Origin of the sequence: Salmonella sp. SJTUF15570, from assembly GCF_043357055.1 — a bacterium.
Lineage (GTDB): Bacteria > Pseudomonadota > Gammaproteobacteria > Enterobacterales > Enterobacteriaceae > Salmonella > Salmonella enterica.
Map to the genome: position 1 here is coordinate 1 of NZ_JBEUKJ010000017.1, position 19897 is coordinate 19897.

At 52.6% G+C, this 19897-nt stretch carries 17 protein-coding genes; 9 read left to right on the forward strand and 8 right to left on the reverse strand.

The features are described from left to right. Positions 1–398: 398 nt before the first annotated feature. Together ABVN44_RS22535 and mdtD are read left to right on the forward strand one after the other, a co-directional pair. On the forward strand, positions 399–1103 hold the full coding sequence (locus ABVN44_RS22535; protein ID WP_001131144.1) for a FadR/GntR family transcriptional regulator: 705 nt from the start codon (positions 399–401) through the stop codon (positions 1101–1103). Between the two features lie 11 nt (positions 1104–1114). Further along, entirely contained in the window at positions 1115–2542 is a 1428-nt protein-coding gene (gene mdtD / locus ABVN44_RS22540) for a multidrug transporter subunit MdtD (RefSeq protein ID WP_000202071.1), read from the forward strand. Here mdtD and rbsR read toward each other — a convergent pair. From rbsR to kup, 7 genes are all read right to left on the reverse strand, one after another. Continuing rightward, entirely contained in the window at positions 2508–3506 is a 999-nt protein-coding gene (gene rbsR / locus ABVN44_RS22545) for a ribose operon transcriptional repressor RbsR (RefSeq protein ID WP_000224487.1), read from the reverse strand. The genes mdtD and rbsR overlap by 35 nt on opposite strands. A 3-nt stretch (positions 3507–3509) precedes the next feature. Next, the gene (rbsK, locus tag ABVN44_RS22550) at positions 3510–4439 is read right to left on the reverse strand and encodes a ribokinase (RefSeq protein WP_000844728.1); all 930 of its coding nucleotides are present in this window, start codon (positions 4437–4439) and stop codon (positions 3510–3512) included. A gap of 132 nt (positions 4440–4571) precedes the next feature. Beyond that, positions 4572–5462, reverse strand: a complete 891-nt coding sequence (rbsB, locus tag ABVN44_RS22555) for a ribose ABC transporter substrate-binding protein RbsB (protein ID WP_023254734.1) — start codon at positions 5460–5462, stop codon at positions 4572–4574. 24 nt (positions 5463–5486) lie between these two features. After that, positions 5487–6452 (reverse strand): ribose ABC transporter permease, encoded by a 966-nt coding sequence (rbsC, locus tag ABVN44_RS22560; RefSeq protein ID WP_000211345.1) that lies wholly within the window; start codon positions 6450–6452, stop codon positions 5487–5489. Positions 6453–6457: 5 nt separating this feature from the next. Continuing rightward, positions 6458–7963, reverse strand: coding sequence for a ribose ABC transporter ATP-binding protein RbsA (rbsA, locus tag ABVN44_RS22565; RefSeq protein WP_000339359.1), 1506 nt, complete (start codon positions 7961–7963; stop codon positions 6458–6460). Positions 7964–7970: 7 nt separating this feature from the next. Then, entirely contained in the window at positions 7971–8390 is a 420-nt protein-coding gene (gene rbsD, locus ABVN44_RS22570; RefSeq protein ID WP_000715944.1) for a D-ribose pyranase, read from the reverse strand. A gap of 216 nt (positions 8391–8606) precedes the next feature. Next, positions 8607–10475 carry a low affinity potassium transporter Kup gene (kup, locus tag ABVN44_RS22575; protein WP_000102338.1) on the reverse strand — a complete coding sequence of 623 codons (1869 nt, stop codon included), beginning with the start codon at positions 10473–10475 and terminating at the stop codon, positions 8607–8609. 347 nt (positions 10476–10822) lie between these two features. Here kup and ravA point away from each other — a divergent pair, with 347 nt between their 5' ends. Both ravA and viaA read left to right on the forward strand, forming a co-directional pair. After that, entirely contained in the window at positions 10823–12319 is a 1497-nt protein-coding gene (gene ravA, locus ABVN44_RS22580) for an ATPase RavA (protein WP_023232179.1), read from the forward strand. Beyond that, positions 12313–13764, forward strand: coding sequence for an ATPase RavA stimulator ViaA (gene viaA / locus ABVN44_RS22585; protein ID WP_000956595.1), 1452 nt, complete (start codon positions 12313–12315; stop codon positions 13762–13764). Before ravA ends, viaA begins: the two co-directional genes overlap by 7 nt. 4 nt (positions 13765–13768) lie before the next feature. Here the strand turns inward: viaA and asnA are convergent, their stop codons facing one another. Continuing rightward, positions 13769–14761, reverse strand: coding sequence for an aspartate--ammonia ligase (asnA, locus tag ABVN44_RS22590; RefSeq protein ID WP_000845123.1), 993 nt, complete (start codon positions 14759–14761; stop codon positions 13769–13771). Positions 14762–14911: 150 nt separating this feature from the next. On the opposite strand from asnA, the gene asnC reads away from it, so the two are divergent. From asnC to atpI, 5 genes are all read left to right on the forward strand, one after another. Next, positions 14912–15370, forward strand: coding sequence for a transcriptional regulator AsnC (gene asnC / locus ABVN44_RS22595; protein ID WP_000433016.1), 459 nt, complete (start codon positions 14912–14914; stop codon positions 15368–15370). Between the two features lie 89 nt (positions 15371–15459). Further along, entirely contained in the window at positions 15460–15903 is a 444-nt protein-coding gene (gene mioC / locus ABVN44_RS22600; protein WP_000763722.1) for an FMN-binding protein MioC, read from the forward strand. A gap of 378 nt (positions 15904–16281) precedes the next feature. Then, positions 16282–18171, forward strand: a complete 1890-nt coding sequence (gene mnmG, locus ABVN44_RS22605; RefSeq protein ID WP_000499872.1) for a tRNA uridine-5-carboxymethylaminomethyl(34) synthesis enzyme MnmG — start codon at positions 16282–16284, stop codon at positions 18169–18171. A gap of 102 nt (positions 18172–18273) precedes the next feature. Next, on the forward strand, positions 18274–18897 hold the full coding sequence (rsmG, locus tag ABVN44_RS22610) for a 16S rRNA (guanine(527)-N(7))-methyltransferase RsmG (protein WP_023232180.1): 624 nt from the start codon (positions 18274–18276) through the stop codon (positions 18895–18897). 615 nt (positions 18898–19512) lie between these two features. Then, positions 19513–19893 carry a F0F1 ATP synthase subunit I gene (gene atpI, locus ABVN44_RS22615; RefSeq protein WP_000116685.1) on the forward strand — a complete coding sequence of 127 codons (381 nt, stop codon included), beginning with the start codon at positions 19513–19515 and terminating at the stop codon, positions 19891–19893. The last annotated feature ends 4 nt before the right edge of the window (positions 19894–19897 follow it).

Below are 19897 nucleotides of genomic sequence, written 5' to 3' on the forward strand. Positions count from 1 at the left end.
GACGTTAAGAATCCGTATCTTCGAGTGCCCACACAGATTGTCTGATAAATTGTTAAAGAGCAGTGCCGCTTCGCTTTTTCTCAGCGGCGCGGGGTGTGCATATTACGCTTTCCCGCTTCAGAGTCAAGCGTTTATTTTCGCTTTTCTCCGTGAGGTTCTGGTCTGAACCCCGCTGACCCGGCGGCCTGTGTGCCGTTGTTCCGTGTCAGTGGTGGCGCATTATAGGGAGTTATTTCTGCCTGACAAGAGGAAATTTAAAATAATTTTCTGAGTGTCTCTTTTTTCATCAATAGCGTGCTTAACGTGCCATAAAATAAGCAAATTGCCGTTATTGCAACTGCAATCACACTTCCAGGTGGCATACTAATAACCAAACGAAAGAGAAAGGAAGAACATTCATGCCTTTAAGCGCACAACAATTAGCCGCACAGAAAAATCTATCCTATGTTCTGGCTGAAAAGCTGGCGCAGCGGATATTAAAGGGTGACTACGCCCCCGGTACGATTCTTCCCGGCGAAATAGAACTGGGCGAGCAGTACGGCGTAAGTCGAACGGCAGTTCGCGAAGCGGTGAAAACGTTGACGGCTAAAGGTATGGTGCTCCCCCGTCCGCGCATTGGTACGCGGGTGATGCCGCAGGGAAACTGGAACTTTCTGGATCAAGAGCTGCTGACCTGGTGGATGACGGAAGAAAATTTTCATCAGGTGGTAGATCATTTTCTGGTGATGCGTATTAGCCTGGAGCCGCAAGCCTGCCTGCTGGCGGCGACTCTTGGCACACCGGAGCAGAAAGCGCGGCTTAATGCCTTAATGGAAGAGATGGTCGCGCTGAAAAAGCATTTTAAGCGTGAACGCTGGATTGAAGTGGATATGGCGTGGCACGAGCATATCTACGAAATGAGCGCCAATCCCTTTCTAATCTCTTTTGCTACGCTATTTCATTCGGTTTATCACACTTACTTTACCTCAATCACCTATAACGAGGTGGTAAAGCTGGATTTGCACCAGGCCATTGTTGATGCCATCGCTGATGGCGACGGCGAACGCGCTTTCCAGGCCTGCCAGGCGTTGTTAATAGCGCCCAATGAGAGACCAGATAATTAACAGGATATTGAATGACCAGCAAAAAAGCGCGCAGTATGGCTGGCCTGCCGTGGATCGCGGCGATGGCCTTCTTTATGCAGGCGCTAGACGCCACCATTTTGAATACCGCTTTACCGGCTATTGCGCATAGCCTTAACCGTTCCCCACTCGCCATGCAGTCCGCTATTATCAGTTATACCCTGACAGTAGCTATGTTAATTCCGGTAAGCGGCTGGCTGGCTGACCGCTTCGGTACGCGTCGCGTCTTTATGGTTGCCGTAAGTCTGTTTACGTTAGGCTCGCTGGCCTGCGCGCTCTCCAGTTCACTATCTGAATTGGTTATTTTTCGCGTCGTACAAGGCGTCGGCGGAGCGATGATGATGCCAGTGGCGCGGCTGGCGTTATTGCGAGCCTATCCGCGTAGTGAGCTGCTGCCCGTTCTTAACTTTGTCACTATGCCGGGGCTGGTAGGTCCGATTCTGGGGCCGGTATTAGGCGGCGTACTGGTGACCTGGGCAAGCTGGCACTGGATCTTCCTGATTAATATTCCCATTGGTGTTGCAGGCATTCTGTATGCCCGCAAATATATGCCCAACTTCACCACGCCGCGTCGCAAGTTTGACATGACCGGCTTCTTTCTTTTTGGGTTAAGTCTGGTTTTATTTTCCAGCGGAATGGAACTGTTTGGCGAAAAGATTGTGGCGACATGGATCGCATCCGCCATTATTTTTTGCAGTATCGTTCTACTATTGGCCTATATCCGCCACGCCCGCCGTCATCCGACACCGTTAATATCACTATCGCTGTTTAAGACACGCACATTTTCCGTCGGTATTGCCGGCAACCTCGCCACGCGTCTGGGGACAGGCTGCGTACCTTTTTTGATGCCGTTAATGCTACAGGTTGGTTTTGGCTACCCGGCTCTAATCGCCGGCTGCATGATGGCGCCGACAGCTTTGGGTTCTATTATCGCGAAATCGACCGTAACGCAGGTTTTACGACGTTTGGGATACCGGAAGACTCTGGTCGGCATTACGGTATTTATCGGTCTGATGATTGCCCAGTTTTCGTTTCAATCTCCCGCCATGCCGATCTGGATGCTCGTACTGCCGCTATTCATTCTTGGAATGGCGATGTCCACTCAATTTACGGCAATGAATACGATTACTCTTGCGGATCTGACGGACGATAACGCCAGCAGCGGCAACAGCGTTCTGGCGGTTACGCAGCAATTGTCTATCAGTTTAGGCGTGGCGATCAGCGCGGCGGTGTTACGTATTTATGAAGGTTTTGCGGGCACCAGTACCGTGGAACAGTTCCACTATACCTTTATCACGATGGGGGCGATCACTATCGTGTCCGCGCTGATGTTTATGCTGCTAAGAGCCAAAGACGGCAACAATCTGATTAAAGAACGGCATAAATCTAAACCGACCCACGCACCGTCAAAACCGGAGTAAGCTGAAGTCGCTGTTGTTGCAAGGCGGGCTGCGCCATCCGATGAATCAACACATCAATAGCCAGCTCGCCCAATTCATCTTTCGGCTGATGGATAGTCGTCAGCGGCGGCGTCATATAGCGCGCCAGCTCAATATCATCATAGCCAATGACTGCCATATCCTGCGGAATACGAAGCCCCGCCTGATATAGCGCCTGATAGGCGCCGACAGCCATCGCATCGTTTCCGGTAAAAACCGCTTGCGGTCGCTGTTGATGGGCGAGTAACGCCTGCATGGCGTCAAAGCCGCCGCCAAATTCAAAATCGCCGGTGATCTCATAGCCTTGCGGAATAGCCAGCCCTGCGCGTTTCATCGCCGCCCGATACCCTTCCAGCCGTAAACGCGCTGGCGTTTTGTCCAGCGGGCCGGTAATACAGGCTATTCGGGTAAATCCTTTATCGATAAGGTGTTGGGTGGCAAGATCGCCGCCTAACAACGAATTATCCTGAATGAGATCGCTATCGCCCTCGCCATCAAACGGCGACCAGTCCATCATGACGGTAGGAATAGACGGATAACGCTCCATGATTTCACGAGAAGGCTGATGCGTTTCGGTACACAGCAGCAGTAAACCGTCTACCCGTTTTTGCATCAGCGTCTCCAGGTTGCGGTTCATCCGTTGCTCGTCGCCTTCGGTATTGCACAGCACCAGACTATAACCGCGCTCAAAACAGCTTCGCTCAACGCCGCGCACCAGTTCGGAATAAAAAGGGTTGGTACTGGCGGTAATTAGCATACCAATCGTGCGGGTCTGGTTTAACTTGAGGCTTCGCGCCAGCGCAGAAGGCGCATAGTTAAGTGATTTAATCGCCGCTTCAACTTTTTCGGTTATCGTCTCACTCACAAAGCGATCTTTGTTAATAACGTGAGAGACCGTCGATGTAGAGACTCCCGCCAGGCGGGCAACATCTTTCATAGTAGCCAAGCGTTACCCCTGCTGATGTAAAAACGCTTCTATCTCTTCGCGCCACGGAACGGAAGGTTGCGCGCCTTTACGCGTTACGGCAATCGCGGCGGCGGCATGGGCAAAGCGAATCGCTTCCGGCAACGGCGTCTCCTCCAGTATCGCGGTGATAAAGGCGCCGTTAAACGTATCTCCGGCGGCAATGGTATCGACAGCCTCAACGCTAAATCCAGGAACGCGGCGGCCCTCGCCGTCTACGCTGGCCCAGACGCCACGGCTTCCTAAGGTAATTAATACGGTTCGAATGCCTTTATCATGCAAAACCTGCGCAGCTTTCGCGGCATCGTCGTCATTTTCCACACGCACGCCCGTCAGCTTTTCAGCTTCCGTTTCATTTGGCGTGATGATGTCCACTAGCGCCAGCAGTTCATCCGGTAACTCACGGGCAGGCGCCGGGTTAAGCGCAACAGTAGTATGATGTTGATGGGCGATTTTCGCCGCCGCCAGTACGCTTTCCAGCGGCGATTCCAGCTGCATCAGTAACGCATCCGCCTGCGCGATACGTTCACGTTGCGCATCAACCAACGCCGGCGATAACGCGGCATTCGCTCCGGCATGAATACCGATGACGTTCTCGCCTTCGCCGTTAACGAAAATCAGCGCCACCCCGGTAGACTCGCCTTTAATAACGCTAACTGGCGCGATATCAATACGATCGCTGACTAATTGTTTACGAATACTGTCGCCAATATCGTCATCGCCCGTGCAGGCGATAAACGCAATATTTGCCCCGCTACGTCCCGCAGCAACCGCCTGATTCGCGCCTTTCCCGCCAAACGCGACCTGATAATGGCTACCGGTTACCGTTTCACCCGGGGTAGGGAAGGACTCAAGATTAAGGATATGATCGGCATTAATGCTGCCAAGGACGATGAGATTACCTGCGGTTTTCATATTCGGGGTTCCACGTCAAAGTGCGCCACCGGTTAGGGTGGCGCGTGCCCTGCTTTTCTTTTTTTACGTTCACCTCAGCGGAGGCTCGCGTATTTCTGTCGCCATCAGGCCATAGTTGACCCGTGTCGTTTATTACTGCTTGATGACCAGTTTCAGGTCAACCGGATATTTGGCCTGAACTTTTTCGCCTTTCAGCACCTTATCCGCCACTTCAACGCCTTTGGCGCCGATTTGATCCGGTAACTGAGCGATAGTCGCTGCCAGTTTGCCATCTTTTACGGCCTTTTCGCCATCCGGCGTACCGTCAAATCCAACCACCATCACATCTGCTTTACCGGCAGTTTGCAGCGCGCGCAGTGCGCCCAGCGCCATTTCATCGTTCTGGGCGAAGACCGCCTGAACATTCGGATGCGCGGTCAGCAGGTTCTGCATGACGTTCAGACCCTTAGTACGGTCGAAATCGGCAGGCTGGCTGGCCAGGACATTAAATTTGTGGGCGGCTACCGCCTGCTGGAAACCTTCGCCACGCTCACGCGCCGCGGATGTTCCGGCAATGCCTTGCAGCTCAATCACTTTGGCGCCTTCACCAACTTTTTTCGCGATATAGTCGCCAGCGATCTTACCGCCCAGCACGTTATCAGACGCGATATGGCTGACGACATCACCTTTGGTTGCCTGGCGGTCAAGCGTGATAACCGGAATCTTCGCCTGGTTCGCCATCTTCACCGCGTTACCCACCGCATCGGAGTCAGTCGGGTTGATCAGCAAAATTTTGGTCCCGCGAACGGTTAAATCCTGCACGTTCGCCAGCTCTTTGGCAGGGTTGTTCTGGGAGTCCAGCACCACCAGGTTATAACCCAGTTTATCCGCCTCTTTTTGCGCCCCGTCTTTTAACGACACGAAGAAGGGATTATTGAGGGTAGAGATCACCAGCGCAATGGTGTCTTTCGCCATTGCATTCGCGCTCACGGTGGCGCTCAGCGCAACAGCAGATACCAGGGTAGCTAGTTTTTTCATGTTCATATTTCAGATGTCCTGTAGTCGTTGTTACTGCTTTTTGTTGTCTACCAGTACCGCCAGCAAAATCACCACCGCTTTGACGATCATCTGGTAATAGGAGGAAACACCTAACAAATTCAAACCATTATTAAGGAAGCCGAGAATCAATGCGCCGATCAATGTCCCAACAATGCGTCCTTTACCGCCTGCAAGGCTGGTGCCGCCCAGCACCACGGCGGCAATAGCATCCAGCTCATAGCCGGTACCCGCCGTCGGCTGCGCGGAAGAGAGGCGCGCCACTTCAATGATGCCCGCCAGCGACGCTGTCAGGCCGCAAAGTGAATAGACGATAATTTTCACTTTGCTCACGCTAATGCCAGACAGGCGCGTCGCCGCTTCGTTACCGCCCAGCGCGTAGATATAGCGTCCCAGACGGGTGTGATGCAGCATATACCAGGCGGCGATAAAGACGATAGCCATGATCCAGACCGGCGTAGGAACGCCCAGCGGACGGCCGATACCGAACCAGCCAAACAGATCGGCGTTATCGGTAAAGCCGGTGTTGACCGGGCTACCGTCGGTGTAAACCATCGTCACGCCACGCAGTAGCAGCATCATCACCAGCGTAGCGATAAACGCCTGTACGCGGCCCTTCGCGACGATAACGCCAGTGACGGCGCCAATCGCAGCGCCCAGCGCCAGCGCGGCGGCAACCGCGACCAGCGCATTCACTTCAACGCCGACGATTGAAGCGGCAACCGCGCCGGTGAGCGCCAGCAGGGAACCGACGGACAGATCGATCCCCGATGTCAGAATCACCAACGTCATCCCCACTGCCATAATGGCGTTGACGGAGGTCTGTTGAAGAATATTGAACAGATTATTAACGGTAAAAAAGTTGGGGCTCAACGTCGAAACAATCGCGATCAGCACCAGCAGGGCAATGAGCGACTTCTGCTCAAGAAGCCACGCTTTAGTGAAATAACGGCGACCAGAAACAGCCTGGGTTGTCATCTTTTTTACTCCTGATTCACGCGATTAAGCTTGCCCACTGCGGCAGCCATTAACACTTCCTGGGTGGCCTGCTCGCGAGTAAATTCACCGCTGAGATGCCCTTCATGCATGACGATGATGCGATCGCTCATGCCTAATACTTCTGGCATCTCAGATGAGACCAGAATGATGCTCAGGCCGTCGGCCTTAAACTGGTTGATAAGCTGGTAAATCTCTTTCTTGGCGCCGACGTCCACGCCGCGGGTCGGCTCGTCGAGAATGAGCACTTTCGGGCGCGTCATCAACCCGCGGGCAATCGCCACTTTTTGCTGATTACCGCCGGAAAGCAGGCCTATCGCCTGTTCCATTGACGGTGTCTTGACGTTGAACAGACGGATAAAATCCCCCACCGCCTGCTGCTCATCTTTGTGTTTCAGGCTTCCGCCAGCGCGGCTGAAATAGTCCAGCGCCGTCAGCGACATATTCTCTTTAACTGACATGCCGAGCACCAGTCCATCGCGCTTACGGTCTTCAGAGATATAAACGATGCCATTGGCCAGCCCGTCCTGCGGAGAACGCGTCACCACTTCGTGTCCATCAAGCGTCACGTAACCGCTGGTTCGCGGCATCGCGCCGTACAATACTTTCATCAGCTCGGTGCGACCGGCGCCCATCAGGCCGGAGATGCCAAGAATCTCACCTTTTCGCAGCACAAAAGAGACATCATTCACGCCCGGTCCGCACAGATTATCGACCTTCAGGCGAATCTCACCCGGCGCGTTATCCAGATGCGGGTACTGATCTTCCAGCTTACGTCCCACCATCATTTCGATAAGAGAATCTTCGGTCAACGTGGCCACTTCACGCTCGGCGATAAATTGCCCATCGCGGAAGACCGTCACGTCATCGCAAATTTCGAAGATCTCTTTCATACGGTGGGAGATATAGACAATGCCGCGCCCCTGCGATTTTAATTCGCGGATAACGCGGAACAGAGAGTCGGTTTCAGTGTCGGTCAGCGCATCGGTCGGTTCATCCATAATGATGACTTTGGATTCGAAGCTCAGCACTTTGGCGATTTCCACCATTTGCTGATCGCCGATAGAGAGTTCGCCCACCAGCTTATCGCTCTTAAAGCGCAGATTGAGTTTGGCTAAGAGGTGGTCGGCTTCGGCATACATCTTTTTCCAGTCGATTTTACCAAAGCGATTCACAAACTCACGGCCCAGGAAGATGTTTTCCGCAATGGTCAACTGCGGGATCAGGTTCAGTTCCTGATGAATAATGCCGATCCCGGCTTCCTGAGACGATTTAGGCCCGTTAAAGGTGGTCTCTTTACCCAGCCATAACAACGATCCCGCATCTCGCGTATAGATGCCGGTTAATACTTTCATCATGGTGGATTTTCCGGCGCCGTTTTCCCCCACCAGCGCCATAACGCGGCCAGGATAAACATTTAACGCGGCGCCGGAGAGAGCCTTCACGCCGGGGAACGCTTTATCGATCCCTTTGAGTTGCAGTAATGCGTCCATAGCGGCCTCAGAAAGTGACGCCAGCGCAAAGAATGACGTTCGCATACGGGGAACACTCCCCGCTGCGAATCACTGCCTGACTGTCTGCAGTCAATTTTTTGAATTGTTCGTGTGTCGTATAACTAATTTTTATGGTGTTTCCCTGGTGTTGCTGCAGTTGCTCAAGGTGAGTGAGCAACGTTTCGTGGAGCTGCGGATTCTGTTGTTTGATTTCCGTTGCAAGAATCGCCGCCTCAACCTGCATTTCCCGGGTCACGACATCCACCACCTGCATAAAAGAAGGTACGCCCTGGGTTAGTGCCATATCGATACGCGCAGTGCTATTCGGGATGGGTAAACCCGCATCACAGACCACCAGAGTATCAGTATGCCCCAGACGGGAAATGACCGACGAGATTTCAGAGTTGAGTACGGTGCCTTTCTTCATTTTTCTGCTCCACTAGCGAAACGTTTCGCTGGCCGCAGTGTAACCCTGGATGTGTTCATAAAACCATCATGACGTAACAGAATTGTGATCGCCGTCGAAACGTTTCGCTAGCGGAAATCAGGTGAAGATAATAGCCCAATGGCGATTATCGTGTGGGAATCTACGGATTGGCCAGGCCGGGTAAGCCAACGCGGCCCCCGGCATGTTGATGGGAGGTTAAATCTCGACCTGCGTACCTAACTCAATCACGCGGTTAGGCGGGATCTCGAACTGATCCGGCGCGCGCAGGGCGTTGCGTTGCAGCAACAAATACAGCTTGCCACGCAAACGCAAATACCACGGGCGTTTGCCGACAATCAACGACTCGTGCGACATAAAGAACGACGTTTCCATCATCCGACAGCTAAGCCCTTCCAGACCGCAGCGGTGGAACACCTCTTCAACGTTTGGCGTTTCGCGCCAGCCGTAGCTGGCCACCACGCGCCAGAATGTCGGAGACAACTGCTCAATCTGCACCCGGCGAACGTTATGCACATAAGGCGCATCTTCCGTACGCAACGTCAGTAAGATTACGCGCTCATGCAACACTTTGTTGTGCTTCAGGTTATGCAATAAAGCAAAAGGGATCACACTGAGCGCGCGCGACATGTATACGGCAGTACCCGGTACCCGAACCGGCGGTGACTTCTCCAGTGAAGCAATCATCGCTTCCAACGAATTACCGTGTTCATGCATACGACGCAACAGACGGAAACGCTCGCTCTTCCAGGTGGTCATGATCGTGAACATGATCAGGCCCAGGCTCAGCGGCAGCCAACCACCGGACAACAATTTGTCGAGGTTGGCCGAGAACAGCGGGATATCCACGCACAGGAATGCGATGAGGATCAGCGCGACAAAATATTTGTTCCAGTGCCAGTTCTTACGCGCCACGGTCGTAGAAAGAATAGACGTCAGCACCATCGTGCCGGTCACGGCGATACCATAGGCCGCCGCCAGGTTGCTGGAGTGCTCAAAGCTAACAATAACAACCACGACCGCGAAATAAAGCAGCCAGTTTACGAAAGGGATATAGATCTGACCGGATTCCATCTCGGAGGTATGGATAATGCGCATTGGCGACAAATAGCCAAGACGCACGGCCTGACGCGTCAGCGAAAAGACGCCGGAAATGACCGCCTGGGAGGCGATCACCGTCGCCAGCGCGGCCAGAATCAGCAGCGGAATTAACGCCCAGTCCGGCGCCAACAGGAAGAAGGGATTTTTAATCGCTTCCGGATGTTTAAGTAGCAATGCGCCCTGACCAAAGTAGTTCAGTACTAACGACGGCAATACCACGGTAAACCACGCCAGGCGAATCGGGAACTTACCGAAGTGTCCCATATCGGCGTACAACGCCTCTACGCCGGTAATCGACAGCACCACCGCGCCCAACGCAATAAACGATACGGTTTTATATTCAAGGAAAAAACGTACCGCCCAGACAGGATTCAGCGCATGTAACACTTCGGGATTGGCGATAATACTGCGCAGGCCAAGTACCGCCAGGATTAAAAACCAGGTCAGCATGATCGGCGCAAAGAGTTTCCCTACCATTCCCGTACCGTGCTTCTGAATCATAAACAACAGAGTCAGCACAATAATGGAGAGCGGGACAATCCAGGTGTCCAGCTGCGGCGCGACAATCTCCAGGCCTTCAATCGCCGACATCACCGAAATCGCCGGCGTAATGACCACTTCGCCATAGAAAAAGCTGCCGCCTATCAGTCCCATGATAACTAACATGGATGTGGTGCGCGCCGAGGTATTACGCCCGGCAAGCGACATCAGCGTCAAAATTCCACCTTCACCCGCGTTATCGGCGCGCATCACGAAGGTGAGATATTTGATGGAAACCACAAAGATGAGTAGCCAGAAGATCAGCGACAGAAAACCAAACACGGCATCTCGTTCAACGCCAAAACCAAACTGACCGGACAAACATTCACGAAGCGTATAAAGCGGGCTGGTACCAATATCACCGTAGACAACCCCAATAGCTGCGAGGGTAATCGCAGGCAACGATTGCTTATTATCAGTGCTCATAGACTCATCTTTCGTTTATACACGTCACCCTTCACACTACCTCCTTGTCGGCTGCATTCGCTTACCCCAGTCACACGTTTAAGTCAGTGCCAGGGGATTCACTCCTTTGCCGCCTTGATGTAGTTTGAATGAATGAGTGTATAGATATGAAATGTGTGCTTAGTCCCTTGGCCCACAAAAAAGCGCACAGTATGCACGATTAATCATAAAATCGTACCCCTAAATGAAGCCAGATTAACCTGGCTCAAAGAAAAATAAACAGCGCGTCAGACGATTACAGCCCCGGTGGTGAAACGTCTATACTCGCAATTAGCATGATCCATTTGTCGAAAGGACGCCTCTTTATTATGGCTCACCCACATTTATTAGCGGAAAGAATTTCCCGTCTGAGCAGCGCCCTTGAGAAGGGGCTGTATGAACGTAGTCACGCCATACGCCTGTGCCTACTGGCGGCGTTAAGCGGTGAGAGCGTCTTTTTGTTGGGCCCGCCCGGTATCGCCAAGAGTCTGATTGCCCGCCGCCTGAAGTTTGCTTTCCAGCGCGCCCGCGCTTTTGAATATCTGATGACACGCTTTTCCACGCCGGAAGAGGTGTTTGGCCCGCTCTCTATTCAGGCGCTGAAAGATGAAGGTCGCTATGAACGCTTAACGACCGGCTATCTTCCCGAAGCCGAAATCGTTTTTCTGGATGAAATCTGGAAAGCCGGGCCCGCTATCCTGAACACATTGCTGACCGCCATTAACGAACGCCATTTCCGCAACGGCGCATTTGAGGAAAAAATTCCGATGCGGCTGCTGGTGGCGGCCTCTAACGAACTGCCCGAAACGGACAGCAGCCTGGAAGCCTTGTACGACCGAATGTTGATTCGCCTGTGGCTGGATAAAGTTCAGGATAAAGCCAATTTCCGCTCCATGCTGGTTAGTCAGCAGGATGAGAGCGATAACCCGGTCCCCGCCTCGTTACAGGTAAGCGACGAAGAATATCAACAGTGGCAAAAAGATATCGGCGCGATTTCACTCCCTGAGCCGGTCTTTGAGCTGATATTTACTCTGCGCCAACAGCTGGATAATTTGCCGAATGCGCCTTATGTCTCCGACCGTCGCTGGAAGAAAGCCATCCGCCTGTTACAGGCCAGCGCCTTCTTTAGCGGACGCGACGCGGTTGCGCCGATTGACCTTATCCTGCTAAAAGATTGCTTGTGGTATGACGCGCAGAGTCTGAATCTCATGCAACAGCAACTGGAAATATTGATGACCGGACACGCCTGGCAGCAGCAGGCCATGCTGACTCGCCTCGGCGGTATCGTCCAGCGCCGCCTCCAGTTGCAGCAACAGCAAAGCGATAAAACCGCCTTCACCGTCATTAAAGAAGGCGGTATGTTCAGCCGTCGCCCGCATTACACTTTACCGCCGGAAGCCAGTGCATCAACGTTGACGTTATTGCTACAAAAACCGCTAAAACTGCATGATATGGAAGTGATCCATATTACCTTTGACCGCAGCGCGCTGGAACTTTGGCTGACCAAAGGCGGCGAGATCCGCGGCAAACTGAACGGGATCGGCTTTGCCCAAACGCTGAATATGGAAGTCGATAACGCTCAACATCTGGTGGTGCACGACATCAGTCTACAAGGTACCCGTCTGGCGTTACCGGGAACGGCTGAAGACAGTATGCCTGCGGAGATCAAACAGCAGCTGGAAACGTTAGAAAACGACTGGCGCCAGCAGCATACCCGCTTCAGCGAGCAGCAACATTGCCTGTTTATTCACAGCGACTGGTTAGGGCGCATTGAGGCCAGCCTGCAGGATGTAGGAGAACAGATCCGCCAGGCGCAACAATGCTGACGCTGGATACGCTAAATACCATGCTGGCCGTCAGCGAAGAGGGAATGGTCGAAGAGATGATCCTCGCGCTACTGGCTTCCCCACAGCTGGTCATTTTCTTTGAAAAGTTTCCGCGTTTAAAAAACGCCGTGACCGCCGATCTCCCGCGCTGGCGGGAAGCGCTACGCAGCCGTCTTAAAGACGCACGCGTTCCGCCGGAACTCACGGAAGAGGTCATGTGTTATCAGCAAAGCCAACTTCTCTCTACACCACAGTTCATCGTGCAACTGCCGCAAATACTGGCGTTGCTTCACCGCCTGCATTCACCGTATGCCGCGCAGGCGAAGCAGTTGACGGAGAGCAACAGTACCTTTACCCCTGCGCTACACACGCTTTTTTTGCAACGCTGGCGGTTAAGTCTGGTCGTGCAGGCCACCACGTTAAACCAGCAACTACTGGAAGAAGAGCGCGAGCAGTTGATGAGTGACGTTCAGGAACGGATGACGCTGAGCGGGCAACTGGAACCGACGCTGGCGGAAAATGATAATGCCGCAGGCCGCCTGTGGGATATGAGCGCGGGCCAGCTTAAACGTGGTGATTATCAACTGATCGTAAAATACGGCGAATTTCTCGCCGCCCAGCCGGAGCTAATGCAACTGGCGGAACAACTGGGACGTTCGCGGGAAGCCAAATCGGTACCGAAAAAAGACGCGCCGATGGAAACCTTTCGTACACTGGTACGCGAACCCGCAACGGTGCCGGAGCAGGTTGACGGTATACAGCAAGGCGATGATATTCTGCGCCTGTTGCCGCCAGAGCTGGCGACGCTCGGCATCACCGAGCTGGAATATGAATTTTACCGCCGGTTAGTGGAAAAACAGCTCCTCACCTATCGCCTGCATGGCGAAGCGTGGCGTGAGAAAGTGACCGAACGGCCGGTAGTACACCAGGATGTCGACGAGCAGCCGCGCGGACCGTTTATTGTCTGCGTCGATACTTCAGGCTCGATGGGAGGATTTAACGAGCAGTGCGCAAAAGCGTTCTGCCTGGCGTTGATGCGCGTTGCTCTGGCGGATAACCGCCGCTGCTTTATTATGCTGTTTTCCACTGACGTTGTGCGTTATGAACTCTCCGGCCCGGAAGGTATTGAGCAGGCCATCCGCTTTTTAAGTCAACGTTTTCGCGGCGGCACGGATATCGCCAGCTGTTTTCGCGCCATTATTGAAAGAATGCAGGGACGGGAATGGTTTGATGCCGATGCGGTGGTCATTTCGGATTTTATCGCCCAGCGCTTGCCGGATGACGTGGTGAGCAAAGTGGGAGAGTTGCAGCGTCTTCACCAGCATCGATTCCACGCGGTGGCGATGTCGGCGCACGGCAAACCCGGCATCATGCGCATTTTCGATCATATCTGGCGCTTTGACACCGGGATGCGAAGCCGCCTGCTGAGACGCTGGCGGCGCTAACGGCTTATAAAATAGCAGGAATGCTTTCGCGAACCTGCGCGGGCCATACGCCGCACTGCACCTGACCAATATGCGGCAATTGCAGCAGCAACATCGTCAGACGCGACTGCCCAATCCCGCCGCCGATGGTCTGCGGCATTTCGCCGCGCAGCAGCGCCTGATGCCACTCCAGTTGCAGGCGATCTTCATCACCGGTCAACGCCAGCTGGCGCATCAGCGTATCGGCATCTACACGGATACCCATAGAGGAAAGCTCAAACGCATCTTCCAGCACCGGGTTCCACACCAGGATATCGCCGTTCAGACCGGCGTAGCCCAGCTCAGATGCGGAGCTCCAGTCATCATAATCCGGCGCGCGTACATCATGGCGGTGGCCATCGCTCAGTTTACCGCCGATCCCCACCAGAAAAACGGCGCCAAGTTCTTTGGCGATCGCGCGTTCGCGCCCTTTCGCATCCAGATCCGGATAGCGAGACAACAGCTCCTGGCTGTGAACAAACTGAATTTGCTCTGGCAGGAACGGCGCCAGACCAAACTGTTTATGCACTTCTGCTTCCGTCGCCTTAATTCCTGCCCATATAGCCTCTACTGTGCTTTTCAGGGTGGAAAATTGGCGCTCGCCATCGCCCATGACACGCTCCCAGTCCCACTGATCCACATAGACCGAGTGGAGCGGAGAGAGTCGGTCTTCATCGGGGCGAAGGGCTTTCATGTGCGTGTACAGCCCTTCGCCCGCGCTGAAGTCATGTTGCCCCAGGGTTTGACGTTTCCACTTCGCCAGTGAATGCACCACTTCGAACTGGGCGTCAGGCAACGCTTTCACTTTTACCTGCACCGCTTTTTCACAGCCGGACAAATTATCCTGCGTACCATCCCCTACGCGACTCAGGATCGGCGCCTGGACCTCAATCAGACCCAGACGCTCCTCCAGCTGGCGAGAGAAATGTGATTTCACGAAGCTAATTTGACGTTGTTTGGCAATGTAAGCGGTTTTCATTTTTTTACTCCTGCGTCCTGTTGCCTATGATTAAGCAACAAAACGAGAGCACTATTCAATAATCAACAGATAAAAAGCTAACTTCGGTTTTGATTCGTTAAAAATAATGGCTAAAATAGAGATAATCATTAATCTGCATAAGAAAAAGCGATGGAAAATTATCAGATCGACAATCTGGACCGCGGCATCCTTGACGCCTTAATGGAAAATGCCCGCACTGCCTACGCCGAACTGGCCAAACAATTTGGCGTTAGCCCTGGAACCATTCACGTTCGCGTCGAGAAAATGAAGCAGGCCGGGATCATTACGGGCGCACGGATTGACGTCAGCCCTAAACAACTGGGCTACGATGTGGGCTGCTTTATTGGCATCATCCTCAAAAGCGCCAAAGACTATCCCTCCGCACTGGCCCGGCTGGAAAGCCTGGATGAGGTGACGGAAGCGTATTACACCACCGGTCACTACAGCATCTTTATAAAAGTGATGTGCAAATCAATCGACGCGCTTCAGCACGTACTTATCAACAAGATCCAAACAATTGATGAAATTCAGTCCACTGAGACACTGATCGTCTTGCAGAACCCGATCATGCGCACCATCAAGCCATGATCGGCTTTTTTAATCCCACATTTTTCCACAGGTAGATCCCAGCTCGTTCACAGAGTACAATGCAGCCTCTTTACCTGAGCGAGCGATCAATGGCAGACATTACTCTTATCAGCGGCAGCACCCTGGGCGGCGCCGAATACGTCGCGGAACATCTGGCGGAAAAGCTGGAAGCTGCCGGTTTTTCAACCGAAACGGTGCACGGTCCGTTATTAGAGGATCTGTCAACTTCCGGGATCTGGCTGATAATCAGCTCAACGCACGGCGCCGGAGACATTCCGGACAACCTGACCCCTTTCTATGAAGACCTTCAGACGCAGAAACCCGATCTTTCCGCGGTACGTTTCGGCGCAATTGGCATTGGCAGTCGAGAATACGACACGTTTTGCGGCGCGATTGAGAAAATAGAAGCGGAACTGAAAGGCGCTGGCGCAAAACAGGTTGGGGAAACACTGAAGATCAACATCCTTGAACATGAGATTCCGGAAGATCCAGCGGAGATTTGGCTCGGATCCTGGATTAATTTACTCAAATAAGTGTAAAGATCGTGCGATCCATTGTGGATAAATCTGGTGGAAAGCTTGGATCAACCGGTAGTTATCCAAAGAATAACCGTTGTTCACTTTTTGAGTTGTGTATAAGTACCCGTTTTGATCCCAGCTTATACGGGCCACGATCACCGATCATTCACAGCTAGTGATCCTTTCCAACGCATTGATCTTTATTACAGGATCCGGGTTATCCACAGCCTGGTGCGATCCTAATAAGAGATCACAATAGAACAGATCTCTAAATAAAAAGATCTTCTTTTTAATAGCCCGGATCCCGGGGCTTTCTCCATCGGCTAAAGTTGAGTAGAATCCACCGCCCGGGCTTCAATCCATTTTCACACCGCGTTATGCGAGGCAATTACCATGTTTTATCAGGATCCTTTTGACGTCATTATTATTGGCGGGGGTCATGCAGGCACTGAGGCCGCGATGGCCGCAGCGCGTATGGGTCAACAGACTCTGCTTTTGACACACAATATTGACACGTTGGGACAGATGAGCTGCAACCCGGCGATCGGCGGTATTGGAAAGGGACATCTGGTAAAAGAGGTGGATGCGCTCGGCGGTCTGATGGCGAAAGCGATCGATCAGGCAGGTATTCAGTTTAGGATACTAAACGCCAGCAAAGGTCCGGCCGTTCGCGCTACCCGGGCTCAGGCGGATCGAGTCTTATACCGCCAGGCGGTGCGTACCGCGCTGGAGAATCAGCCGAATCTGATGATCTTCCAGCAAGCGGTTGAAGATCTGATTGTCGAAAACGATCGCGTTGTCGGCGCCGTGACCCAAATGGGGCTCAAATTCCGCGCGAAAGCGGTGGTGCTGACCGTCGGAACCTTCCTGGACGGCAAAATTCATATTGGTCTGGATAACTACAGCGGCGGTCGTGCTGGCGATCCGCCATCCATCCCGCTGTCTCGCCGTCTGCGTGAGCTTCCGCTACGCGTCAGTCGCCTGAAAACCGGCACACCGCCGCGTATTGATGCGCGTACTATCGATTTCAGCGTGTTGGCTCAACAGCATGGCGATAACCCGATGCCGGTTTTCTCGTTTATGGGGAATGCTTCTCAGCATCCGCAACAGGTGCCGTGTTACATCACGCATACCAATGAGAAAACCCATGACGTGATTCGTAATAACCTCGATCGTAGCCCAATGTACGCTGGCGTGATCGAAGGGATCGGCCCACGCTACTGTCCTTCGATCGAAGACAAGGTGATGCGTTTTGCCGATCGTAACCAGCATCAGATCTTCCTTGAGCCGGAAGGACTGACCTCTAACGAGATTTACCCTAACGGTATCTCCACCAGCCTGCCGTTTGACGTGCAGATGCAGATTGTCCGTTCCATGCAGGGCATGGAGAACGCGAAGATCGTTCGTCCTGGTTATGCGATTGAGTACGATTTCTTCGACCCGCGCGATCTGAAACCGACTCTGGAAAGCAAATTTATTCACGGCCTGTTCTTTGCTGGTCAAATCAACGGTACTACCGGCTATGAAGAGGCTGCGGCGCAGGGCTTGCTCGCTGGTCTGAATGCCGCGCGTCTTTCCGCCGACAAAGAGGGCTGGGCGCCTGCGCGTTCTCAGGCTTATCTCGGCGTGCTGGTGGACGATCTCTGTACGCTGGGCACCAAAGAGCCGTATCGCATGTTTACCTCCCGCGCCGAATATCGCCTGATGCTGCGTGAGGACAACGCCGATCTGCGTTTGACCGAAATGGGCCGCGAGCTGGGTCTGGTGGATGATGAACGCTGGGCGCGCTTCAACGAGAAGCTGGAAAATATCGAACGCGAACGTCAGCGGCTGAAATCGACATGGGTAACGCCCTCTGCGGAATCCGCCGATGAAGTGAATGCGCATTTGACCACGCCTCTCTCCCGTGAGGCCAGCGGTGAAGATCTGTTGCGTCGTCCGGAAATGACCTACGCGCAGCTCACTTCGCTTGCCGCATTCGCGCCTGCGCTTGAAGATGAGCAAGCCGCTGAGCAGGTGGAAATCCAGGTCAAATACGAAGGTTATATCGCTCGCCAGCAGGATGAGATTGAAAAACAACTACGTAACGAGAATACGTTGCTGCCTGCCACTCTGGATTATCGTCAGGTTTCCGGTCTGTCGAACGAAGTTATCGCCAAGCTGAACGATCATAAACCGGCGTCTATCGGCCAGGCATCGCGTATCTCCGGCGTTACGCCAGCGGCAATCTCCATTCTGCTGGTATGGCTGAAAAAACAAGGTATGCTGCGTCGTAGCGCTTGATAACACTAATTTGGCGGGGGCGCTTCGCTTGCCCGCCCTACAAATTTGTAGGCCCGATAAGCGAAAGCGCATCGGGCATTTGATTATTAACAGGTAATGACCGTGCTCAACAAACTCTCTCGTCTGCTGGCTGATGCCGGTATTTCTCTTACCGATCACCAGAAAACGCTGCTGGTCGCCTACGTTGATATGCTGCACAAATGGAACAAAGCATACAACCTGACGTCAGTGCGGGATCCCAACGAAATGTTGGTACGCCATATTCTCGACAGCATAGTCGTTGCGCCGTATCTTCAGGAACAGCGTTTTATCGACGTAGGAACAGGACCGGGGCTGCCGGGCATCCCACTGGCTATTGTTCTCCCTGACGCGCATTTCACCTTACTCGACAGCCTGGGCAAGCGGGTACGTTTTCTGCGTCAGGTCCAGCACGAACTGAAACTGGAAAACATCACGCCGGTTCAAAGCCGCGTTGAAGCCTATCCCTCCGAACCACCGTTTGATGGCGTTATCAGCCGCGCTTTCGCATCGTTGAATGATATGGTGAGCTGGTGTCACCATCTGCCGGGAGAGAAAGGGCGTTTTTATGCCTTAAAAGGGCAATTGCCAGGGGATGAAATTGCCTCACTACCTGACAATTTTAGCGTCGAATCTGTTGAAAAATTACGCGTTCCGCAACTGGAAGGCGAGCGGCATCTGGTGATTATTAAGTCAAACAAAGTTTAATTTTTATCAAAAAAAATAGAAAAAAAACGACGCGGCTTGTGTTAAAAATCGACAGGTATAACGCATTTCAGCGTTGTTACATTTAACTCTGGATTTACGGTTTCGTTTCAACATGACAACGTCGCTTCTTTTGTTAAAACAGAGAGTAATCAACTTTGTAAATATCAGTCTGCTAAAAATCGAATCGAAAAATCACTTTTGCTTGTTAAATTTTTATTATAAATGTCAATGGGGCGTTTTTAAGGTGTAAGCTGGTATTTTTAAAACAGTACCTAGTTTTACGCTTAAATATCAAAAAGATGAAAAGGCATGAATTGACACGTAAATGAATTGCGTAAGCATGAATATGTTTAATGTGTGATCTGGTGCACGCTTTATCGCCAGTGTTTTCGCGCTATTTGCAGTTTTGTACGATCGTTCACACTTTGGCTAAAAGTTAAAAATGCGGGCCAGAGAAAAATATTTAAACATTTATTCACCTTTTGGCTACTTATTGTTTGAAATCACGGGGGCGCACCGTATAATTTGACCGCTTTTTGATGCTTGACTCTAAGTCTTAAAGAACGTTTTATACGACACGCGGCATACCTCGAAGTGGGCAGGAGTAAAAACGTGATGTCTGTGTCGCTCGTGAGTCGAAACGTTGCTCGTAAGCTTCTGTTCATTCAGTTTCTGGCGGTAATAGCAAGTGGATTGCTGTTTTGCCTCAAAGACCCCTTCTGGGGCATCTCCGCAGTATGTGGGGGATTGGCAGTGGCACTGCCTAATATGTTGTTTATGATATTTGCCTGGCGTCACCAGGCGCATACACCTGCTAAGGGCCGCGTGTCCTGGACTTTCGCCTTCGGTGAAGCCTTCAAGGTGTTAGCGATGCTGGTTTTACTGGTGGTGGCGTTGGCGGTTTTAAAGGCGGTGTTTTTGCCGCTGATCGTTACGTGGGTTTTGGTGCTGGTGGTTCAGATACTGGCGCCGGCTGTAATTAACAACAAAGGGTAAAAGG

Excerpts from the sequence above, each read along its gene's own strand:
- ABVN44_RS22535 (WP_001131144.1), top strand. The coding sequence starts at position 399 with ATGCCTTTAAGCGCACAACAATTAGCCGCACAGAAAAATCTATCCTAT.
- mdtD (WP_000202071.1), top strand. The coding sequence starts at position 1,115 with ATGACCAGCAAAAAAGCGCGCAGTATGGCTGGCCTGCCGTGGATCGCG.
- rbsK (WP_000844728.1), bottom strand. The coding sequence starts at position 4,439 with ATGAAAACCGCAGGTAATCTCATCGTCCTTGGCAGCATTAATGCCGAT.
- rbsB (WP_023254734.1), bottom strand. The coding sequence starts at position 5,462 with ATGAACATGAAAAAACTAGCTACCCTGGTATCTGCTGTTGCGCTGAGC.
- rbsC (WP_000211345.1), bottom strand. The coding sequence starts at position 6,452 with ATGACAACCCAGGCTGTTTCTGGTCGCCGTTATTTCACTAAAGCGTGG.
- rbsA (WP_000339359.1), bottom strand. The coding sequence starts at position 7,963 with ATGGACGCATTACTGCAACTCAAAGGGATCGATAAAGCGTTCCCCGGC.
- rbsD (WP_000715944.1), bottom strand. The coding sequence starts at position 8,390 with ATGAAGAAAGGCACCGTACTCAACTCTGAAATCTCGTCGGTCATTTCC.
- kup (WP_000102338.1), bottom strand. The coding sequence starts at position 10,475 with ATGAGCACTGATAATAAGCAATCGTTGCCTGCGATTACCCTCGCAGCT.
- ravA (WP_023232179.1), top strand. The coding sequence starts at position 10,823 with ATGGCTCACCCACATTTATTAGCGGAAAGAATTTCCCGTCTGAGCAGC.
- viaA (WP_000956595.1), top strand. The coding sequence starts at position 12,313 with ATGCTGACGCTGGATACGCTAAATACCATGCTGGCCGTCAGCGAAGAG.
- asnA (WP_000845123.1), bottom strand. The coding sequence starts at position 14,761 with ATGAAAACCGCTTACATTGCCAAACAACGTCAAATTAGCTTCGTGAAA.
- asnC (WP_000433016.1), top strand. The coding sequence starts at position 14,912 with ATGGAAAATTATCAGATCGACAATCTGGACCGCGGCATCCTTGACGCC.
- mioC (WP_000763722.1), top strand. The coding sequence starts at position 15,460 with ATGGCAGACATTACTCTTATCAGCGGCAGCACCCTGGGCGGCGCCGAA.
- mnmG (WP_000499872.1), top strand. The coding sequence starts at position 16,282 with ATGTTTTATCAGGATCCTTTTGACGTCATTATTATTGGCGGGGGTCAT.
- atpI (WP_000116685.1), top strand. The coding sequence starts at position 19,513 with ATGTCTGTGTCGCTCGTGAGTCGAAACGTTGCTCGTAAGCTTCTGTTC.